The 2,895-nt window shown below is 33.4% G+C and carries 3 protein-coding genes; all 3 read right to left on the bottom strand.

The window, feature by feature from the left end:
* Nucleotides 1-803 precede the first annotated feature (803 nt).
* Genes AFK68_RS03485 through AFK68_RS03495 form a run of 3 tightly spaced genes read right to left on the bottom strand, consistent with a single transcriptional unit; the run spans nucleotide 804 to nucleotide 2,777 of the window.
* A complete protein-coding gene (locus tag AFK68_RS03485; protein ID WP_094671613.1) occupies nucleotides 804-1,526 on the bottom strand; it encodes a GUN4 domain-containing protein in 723 nt (240 codons plus the stop codon).
* Between the two features lie 53 nt (nucleotides 1,527-1,579).
* Nucleotides 1,580-2,083, bottom strand: coding sequence for an adenylyltransferase/cytidyltransferase family protein (locus AFK68_RS03490; protein ID WP_246843975.1), 504 nt, complete (start codon nucleotides 2,081-2,083; stop codon nucleotides 1,580-1,582).
* Between the two features lie 13 nt (nucleotides 2,084-2,096).
* Nucleotides 2,097-2,777 carry a response regulator transcription factor gene (locus AFK68_RS03495; RefSeq protein WP_094671614.1) on the bottom strand — a complete coding sequence of 227 codons (681 nt, stop codon included), beginning with the start codon at nucleotides 2,775-2,777 and terminating at the stop codon, nucleotides 2,097-2,099.
* Between the last annotated feature and the right edge of the window lie 118 nt (nucleotides 2,778-2,895).

The raw sequence follows: 2,895 nt of genomic DNA on the forward strand, positions 1-2,895 counted from the left end.
TTTTTGTTCTTCTCTGTTACCTGTATCCCATTCCCTGTTACCTAAAAGTAGTAATATTTCACAACTTAAATCATCTTCCTATATTTAGGGGTTTATAAATACAATTTTACAACTAATAACTGATAACTGAAAAGACCAATAAGCAAAAAAGAGTATTGGTCAATCAAGGTATGAAAATCAAAATTGAACAATCTCAAATATTTGTTATTCAATAGTTTAGCAATTACCAAAAAATACAAATAATGTAAGCATTCAGCTATTAGCAGTCAGCGGTCAGCAATAGCCGAGCAAACCTACATAGGGTTTCCTGAAAAAGTCTTTTTTAAGGAGTAGGGGAGTAGGGGAGTGTAGGGGAGTAATTTTTTTGCTCAACTCTTCCCCAAAATCCTAACTTTTTGAGTATAAAGAGCTGAAAACTAGGTACTTTTTCCAGACCCAAAAAGGCTAAAACCTTTATCTGTCAGTGCTTTAAAATTTAATCAGCAAGCCCTACAGAAATGATGAAAATTAGTTGATGATTTTTTTCTTGATACTTCACTTTTTGGAGATTAATTACTCCTGATAAACAGGATACGTTAATAACTCATAGCTGACGGCTGAATGGTTACCAAATAATACCCTAATTTACCAACGCAAAAAAAATATTAGGAATAAATATTCAAAATTTACCACAGCCAATAAACAATTTTTGTACTATCAAAAATAATGGATATAGATGTAAGAAAAAGTAGTAAAGCAATGTAGTTAAATAATTGCAGAACTATTATCTACCATCAACCCTAAGTATGAGTTTTCAGCAGACTTTACTTAGACAAAGCTGGGTGAGATAATATAGAGGCAAACATTCGTACACCACGCAGTAAATTAGATAGAGGGAGATGACCTTTCGGCGCAGTCAAATTCCAGGTAAATTCATTAGGATATCTTGTCCAAGTGTTGCCATTTTTCCAGCCAATTTTTGGTAGTAACTTATCCCAATTCTTGTTGACTCCCAACCACATTTCTCTCTGTACAGAATAGCCAAATTTTCCTTCCGAATAAACTAACCACATAGTATTAATAGTTTGCATATCTGGAATCGGAATACTATCTACCTCTGAAAAATAAAGCCACTTTCTTTGTGTTGCTGCTTCTCCTGCTAACTCACACAATTTTTGCATAGTTAATTTATCCGCTTCTAAAAAATCTTGATGAGCTAATTTTATTTGTAAGTGACTATAATCAATATTAGATTCTGACTTTATTGGTACAACTCCTAGGGGAAAATTTTTCTGTATAAATTCATCAACTTTCGATGAATTTACTTGACGCAAAACTTGATATACTTTTCCCTCAACTACAGTAGGTGAATCTGATTTTTTGTTTTGCAAAAATTCCATCAGAATCTCTAAACCTTGCTCTCCTGTTTCTGCCAAACTAGGAATTACCTGTAACTGTTTTTTTTCAGAACCAGATTCTAATTGAGATTGAAGTTCAGGTATATTCAATGAAGCGTTTTCTGTAGAATTAATCTTTGATTCTGTCATAAAATTTTTATCTATTTCAATGCTTGGAATTAATTGAGAATTAGAATTATTTATTAATGGTGTAAAATACGATTAATAATTGCAGTAGTAGAAGTCGGAATTTCTATTTGAACTAAAGAGATTTTACCACCATAACTTTTCACTTTTGGAGCTTCAGGTAATGTTTCAATAGAATAATCCCCACCCTTAACATAAATATCAGGTTTAAGTCGTTCTATGATATTAGTAGCAGTAGTTTCATTAAAAATCACCACTCCATCAACTGGTTTCAGAGCAGCTAAAACTTCAGCGCGTTGAACTTCCGGTACAATTGGCCGCATAGGATATCCCTCTTGTTGGGGCTTAATATTTTGTACTGACTCATCGCTATTTAATCCTACTACAAGCGATCGCCCCAGATACTTAGCTGCCCATAAATAACGAATATGTCCAGGATGAACTAAGTCGAAGCATCCATTTGTAAATACTAAAGGTCGCCAAAGAGTGGGTTGGGAATTAATTAGCTGTTCTAATTCAGTCAAATTATAGAGGCCAGAAATCAGTGTTTGGGAGTCCATTTGTTAATATTCATCAGTTTTCTTCAGTAGGTGGTTTATATCCATGTTCAAAAGCATAACGAACCAACTGAGAGCGATTTTCTAAATTTAGCTTTCTCATTATTTTACTCAAATGAGTTTGTACAGTACGAGGACTAATAAACAAGCGATCGCTAATCTGCTTATTTGTCAACCCCTGAGCAACTTCCCAAAATACTCTTGCTTCTGCGGGAGTTAGAGGTAGTGGTTCCGGTGCTGCTTCTGGTTGTATTTTTGTGGTAGACTCTTCAATTAGTCTCTTCATTTCCAAAGAAATTCTATGAGAACGAGCTAATTGAGCCTCAATTTTTGCTACCAACTCCCGCATTTCAAAAGGCTTATTTATATAATCATCTGCTCCCATAGATAAACCTATAATTCTGTCTTCTAATTCTCCCTTACTTGACAGAAATATAAAAGGTATTAACTGACCTAAATTACTAGCTCGTAAACGTTGACAAAACTCTAAACCATCCATTTCTGGCATCATTATATCCGAAATAATTAAATCCGGCTCTTGTTTTTCGAGTATTGATAGTGCATCTAAAGCAGAATTTGCATCTGTTACTTCATATCCTTGAAATTCCAGATGTCGCTTGAGGAGAATTCTCAAGCTATCTTCATCATCTACAATTAATATTTTTTTATTTTGATGATTTTCTAAGTTTTCTTTCACTACTAATTGAATCCTCCCAATTTACCAGTTATCATTAATATATTGTTGATATTTACCGAATTATTAATTATTGATAATTAATAATTAAATAATTCTGGTTTAAAGCCTCCCCTTGGAT

This window comes from Hydrocoleum sp. CS-953 (assembly GCF_002260545.1).
Lineage (GTDB): Bacteria > Cyanobacteriota > Cyanobacteriia > Cyanobacteriales > Microcoleaceae > Trichodesmium.